The organism is Stutzerimonas stutzeri (assembly GCF_024448985.1).
Taxonomy (GTDB): Bacteria; Pseudomonadota; Gammaproteobacteria; order Pseudomonadales; family Pseudomonadaceae; genus Stutzerimonas; species Stutzerimonas stutzeri_AP.
This window is the reverse complement of sequence record NZ_JAMOII010000038.1, coordinates 1-5282: the sequence shown is the minus strand read 5'-3', so window position 1 is coordinate 5282 and position 5282 is coordinate 1. Positions and strand designations below refer to the sequence as shown.

Genomic DNA, 5282 nt, shown 5'->3' with positions numbered 1-5282 from the left:
AGTATTGAACTGAAGAGTTTGATCATGGCTCAGATTGAACGCTGGCGGCAGGCCTAACACATGCAAGTCGAGCGGATGAAGAGAGCTTGCTCTCTGATTCAGCGGCGGACGGGTGAGTAATGCCTAGGAATCTGCCTGGTAGTGGGGGACAACGTTTCGAAAGGAACGCTAATACCGCATACGTCCTACGGGAGAAAGCAGGGGACCTTCGGGCCTTGCGCTATCAGATGAGCCTAGGTCGGATTAGCTAGTTGGTGAGGTAATTGCTCACCAAGGCGACGATCCGTAACTGGTCTGAGAGGATGATCAGTCACACTGGAACTGAGACACGGTCCAGACTCCTACGGGAGGCAGCAGTGGGGAATATTGGACAATGGGCGAAAGCCTGATCCAGCCATGCCGCGTGTGTGAAGAAGGTCTTCGGATTGTAAAGCACTTTAAGTTGGGAGGAAGGGCAGTAAGTTAATACCTTGCTGTTTTGACGTTACCGACAGAATAAGCACCGGCTAACTTCGTGCCAGCAGCCGCGGTAATACGAAGGGTGCAAGCGTTAATCGGAATTACTGGGCGTAAAGCGCGCGTAGGTGGTTTGTTAAGTTGGAAGTGAAAGCCCCGGGCTCAACCTGGGAACTGCTTTCAAAACTGGCAAGCTAGAGTATGGCAGAGGGTGGTGGAATTTCCTGTGTAGCGGTGAAATGCGTAGATATAGGAAGGAACACCAGTGGCGAAGGCGACCACCTGGGCTAATACTGACACTGAGGTGCGAAAGCGTGGGGAGCAAACAGGATTAGATACCCTGGTAGTCCACGCCGTAAACGATGTCGACTAGCCGTTGGGATCCTTGAGATCTTAGTGGCGCAGCTAACGCATTAAGTCGACCGCCTGGGGAGTACGGCCGCAAGGTTAAAACTCAAATGAATTGACGGGGGCCCGCACAAGCGGTGGAGCATGTGGTTTAATTCGAAGCAACGCGAAGAACCTTACCAGGCCTTGACATGCAGAGAACTTTCCAGAGATGGATTGGTGCCTTCGGGAACTCTGACACAGGTGCTGCATGGCTGTCGTCAGCTCGTGTCGTGAGATGTTGGGTTAAGTCCCGTAACGAGCGCAACCCTTGTCCTTAGTTACCAGCACGTTATGGTGGGCACTCTAAGGAGACTGCCGGTGACAAACCGGAGGAAGGTGGGGATGACGTCAAGTCATCATGGCCCTTACGGCCTGGGCTACACACGTGCTACAATGGTCGGTACAAAGGGTTGCCAAGCCGCGAGGTGGAGCTAATCCCATAAAACCGATCGTAGTCCGGATCGCAGTCTGCAACTCGACTGCGTGAAGTCGGAATCGCTAGTAATCGTGAATCAGAATGTCACGGTGAATACGTTCCCGGGCCTTGTACACACCGCCCGTCACACCATGGGAGTGGGTTGCTCCAGAAGTAGCTAGTCTAACCTTCGGGAGGACGGTTACCACGGAGTGATTCATGACTGGGGTGAAGTCGTAACAAGGTAGCCGTAGGGGAACCTGCGGCTGGATCACCTCCTTAATCGAAGACTTCAGCTTCTTCATAAGTTCCCACACGAATTGCTTGATTCACTAGCGAAAAGCGATTGGGTTTCGACCCGAGAGAGACGATTGGGTCTGTAGCTCAGTTGGTTAGAGCGCACCCCTGATAAGGGTGAGGTCGGCAGTTCGAATCTGCCCAGACCCACCAATTGTCATGGGATGTGGCCGATCTGTAGATGGGGCCATAGCTCAGCTGGGAGAGCGCCTGCTTTGCACGCAGGAGGTCAGCGGTTCGATCCCGCTTGGCTCCACCATTAACTCGATAATCGCTGAAAGCACAGAAATGAATAGATTCCTTTGGGAGTGTATTGATTTCTGGTCTTTGCGCCAGAACCGTTCTTTAAAAATTTGGGTATGTGATAGAAGTAGATTTGAGTGGTCACTTTCACTGGTGATTATTCAAGTCAAGGTAAAATTTGCGAGATGCTCGAGAGAGCAAAATGCGGATTTTCGGCGAATGTCGTCTTCACGTTATAGACAGTAACCAGATTGCTTGGGGTTATATGGTCAAGTGAAGAAGCGCATACGGTGGATGCCTTGGCAGTCAGAGGCGATGAAAGACGTGGTAGCCTGCGAAAAGCTTCGGGGAGTCGGCAAACAGACTTTGATCCGGAGATGTCTGAATGGGGGAACCCAGCCATCATAAGATGGTTATCACACACTGAATACATAGGTGTGTGAGGCGAACCAGGGGAACTGAAACATCTAAGTACCCTGAGGAAAAGAAATCAACCGAGATTCCCTTAGTAGTGGCGAGCGAACGGGGACTAGCCCTTAAGCTTCTTTGATTTTAGCGGAACGCTCTGGAAAGTGCGGCCATAGTGGGTGATAGCCCTGTACGCGAAAGGATCTTAGAAGTGAAATCGAGTAGGACGGAGCACGAGAAACTTTGTCTGAATATGGGGGGACCATCCTCCAAGGCTAAATACTACTGACTGACCGATAGTGAACTAGTACCGTGAGGGAAAGGCGAAAAGAACCCCGGAGAGGGGAGTGAAATAGAACCTGAAACCGTATGCGTACAAGCAGTGGGAGCCTACTTTGTTAGGTGACTGCGTACCTTTTGTATAATGGGTCAGCGACTTATTTTCAGTGGCGAGCTTAACCGAATAGGGGAGGCGTAGCGAAAGCGAGTCTTAATAGGGCGTCTAGTCGCTGGGAATAGACCCGAAACCGGGCGATCTATCCATGGGCAGGTTGAAGGTTGGGTAACACTAACTGGAGGACCGAACCGACTACCGTTGAAAAGTTAGCGGATGACCTGTGGATCGGAGTGAAAGGCTAATCAAGCTCGGAGATAGCTGGTTCTCCTCGAAAGCTATTTAGGTAGCGCCTCGTGTATCACTGCTGGGGGTAGAGCACTGTTTCGGCTAGGGGGTCATCCCGACTTACCAAACCGATGCAAACTCCGAATACCAGCAAGTGTCAGCACGGGAGACACACGGCGGGTGCTAACGTCCGTCGTGAAAAGGGAAACAACCCAGACCGTCAGCTAAGGTCCCAAAATCCTGGTTAAGTGGGAAACGATGTGGGAAGGCTCAGACAGCTAGGAGGTTGGCTTAGAAGCAGCCACCCTTTAAAGAAAGCGTAATAGCTCACTAGTCGAGTCGGCCTGCGCGGAAGATGTAACGGGGCTCAAACCAGGTACCGAAGCTACGGGTTCAACGTAAGTTGAGCGGTAGAGGAGCGTTCTGTAAGCCTGTGAAGGTGAGTTGAGAAGCTTGCTGGAGGTATCAGAAGTGCGAATGCTGACATGAGTAACGACAATGCGAGTGAAAAACTCGCACGCCGAAAGACCAAGGGTTCCTGCGCAACGTTAATCGACGCAGGGTGAGTCGGTCCCTAAGGCGAGGCTGAAGAGCGTAGTCGATGGGAAACGGGTTAATATTCCCGTACTTCTAGTTACTGCGATGGGGGGACGGAGAAGGCTAGGCCAGCTTGGCGTTGGTTGTCCAAGTTTAAGGTGGTAGGCAGAGATCTTAGGTAAATCCGGGATCTTAATGCCGAGAACTGATGACGATCCTTCTTTTAGAAGGAGAAGTGGTTGATGCCATGCTTCCAGGAAAAGCCTCTAAGCTTCAGGTAACTAGGAACCGTACCCCAAACCGACACAGGTGGTTGGGTAGAGAATACCAAGGCGCTTGAGAGAACTCGGGTGAAGGAACTAGGCAAAATGGCACCGTAACTTCGGGAGAAGGTGCGCCGGTGAGGGTGAAGGACTTGCTCCGTAAGCTCATGCCGGTCGAAGATACCAGGCCGCTGCGACTGTTTATTAAAAACACAGCACTCTGCAAACACGAAAGTGGACGTATAGGGTGTGACGCCTGCCCGGTGCCGGAAGGTTAATTGATGGGGTTAGCGCAAGCGAAGCTCTTGATCGAAGCCCCGGTAAACGGCGGCCGTAACTATAACGGTCCTAAGGTAGCGAAATTCCTTGTCGGGTAAGTTCCGACCTGCACGAATGGCGTAACGATGGCGGCGCTGTCTCCACCCGAGACTCAGTGAAATTGAAATCGCTGTGAAGATGCAGTGTATCCGCGGCTAGACGGAAAGACCCCGTGAACCTTTACTATAGCTTTGCACTGGACTTTGAATTTGCTTGTGTAGGATAGGTGGGAGGCTTTGAAGCGTGGACGCCAGTTCGCGTGGAGCCATCCTTGAAATACCACCCTGGCAACTTTGAGGTTCTAACTCTGGTCCGTTATCCGGATCGAGGACAGTGTATGGTGGGTAGTTTGACTGGGGCGGTCTCCTCCTAAAGAGTAACGGAGGAGTACGAAGGTGCGCTCAGACCGGTCGGAAATCGGTCGTAGAGTATAAAGGCAAAAGCGCGCTTGACTGCGAGACAGACACGTCGAGCAGGTACGAAAGTAGGTCTTAGTGATCCGGTGGTTCTGTATGGAAGGGCCATCGCTCAACGGATAAAAGGTACTCCGGGGATAACAGGCTGATACCGCCCAAGAGTTCATATCGACGGCGGTGTTTGGCACCTCGATGTCGGCTCATCACATCCTGGGGCTGAAGCCGGTCCCAAGGGTATGGCTGTTCGCCATTTAAAGTGGTACGCGAGCTGGGTTTAGAACGTCGTGAGACAGTTCGGTCCCTATCTGCCGTGGACGTTTGAGATTTGAGAGGGGCTGCTCCTAGTACGAGAGGACCGGAGTGGACGAACCTCTGGTGTTCCGGTTGTCACGCCAGTGGCATTGCCGGGTAGCTATGTTCGGAAGAGATAACCGCTGAAAGCATCTAAGCGGGAAACTTGCCTCAAGATGAGATCTCACTGGAGCCTTGAGCTCCCTGAAGGGCCGTCGAAGACTACGACGTTGATAGGTTGGGTGTGTAAGCGCTGTGAGGCGTTGAGCTAACCAATACTAATTGCCCGTGAGGCTTGACCATATAACACCCAAACAATTTGATGTTTGCGTGTCAGACGGTTGAAGTCGACAAACAAACCGAAAAGACGCATCGCTCGCAAAGCGAAAGCTACACCGAAACACCATCACATACCCAATTCGCTGCAGCGGCTAACCCCGAGGCAGCAACCGAATTGCTTGACGACCATAGAGCGTTGGAACCACCTGATCCCATCCCGAACTCAGTAGTGAAACGACGCATCGCCGATGGTAGTGTGGGGTCTCCCCATGTGAGAGTAGGTCATCGTCAAGCTTCTACACCAAACCCCCGGCCCTCGTAAGATGGTCGGGGGTTTGTCTTTGCAC

2 tRNA genes and 3 rRNA genes are annotated in these 5282 nt (G+C 52.2%); all 5 read left to right on the top strand.

What is annotated here, in order from left to right:
• Positions 1-6: 6 nt before the first annotated feature.
• The 5 genes from NA647_RS19435 to rrf all read left to right on the top strand — a co-directional run bounded on the left by NA647_RS19435 (position 7) and on the right by rrf (position 5229).
• Positions 7-1543, top strand: a 16S ribosomal RNA gene (locus NA647_RS19435).
• A 91-nt stretch (positions 1544-1634) separates the two neighbouring features.
• Positions 1635-1711: transfer RNA gene (locus tag NA647_RS19430), tRNA-Ile, on the top strand.
• Positions 1712-1741: 30 nt separating this feature from the next.
• Positions 1742-1817, top strand: a tRNA-Ala gene (locus tag NA647_RS19425).
• 251 nt (positions 1818-2068) lie between these two features.
• A 23S ribosomal RNA gene (locus tag NA647_RS19420) occupies positions 2069-4959 on the top strand.
• Between the two features lie 154 nt (positions 4960-5113).
• A 5S ribosomal RNA gene (rrf, locus tag NA647_RS19415) occupies positions 5114-5229 on the top strand.
• The 16S, 23S and 5S rRNA genes sit together here with 2 tRNA genes alongside, the layout of an rRNA operon.
• The last annotated feature ends 53 nt before the right edge of the window (positions 5230-5282 follow it).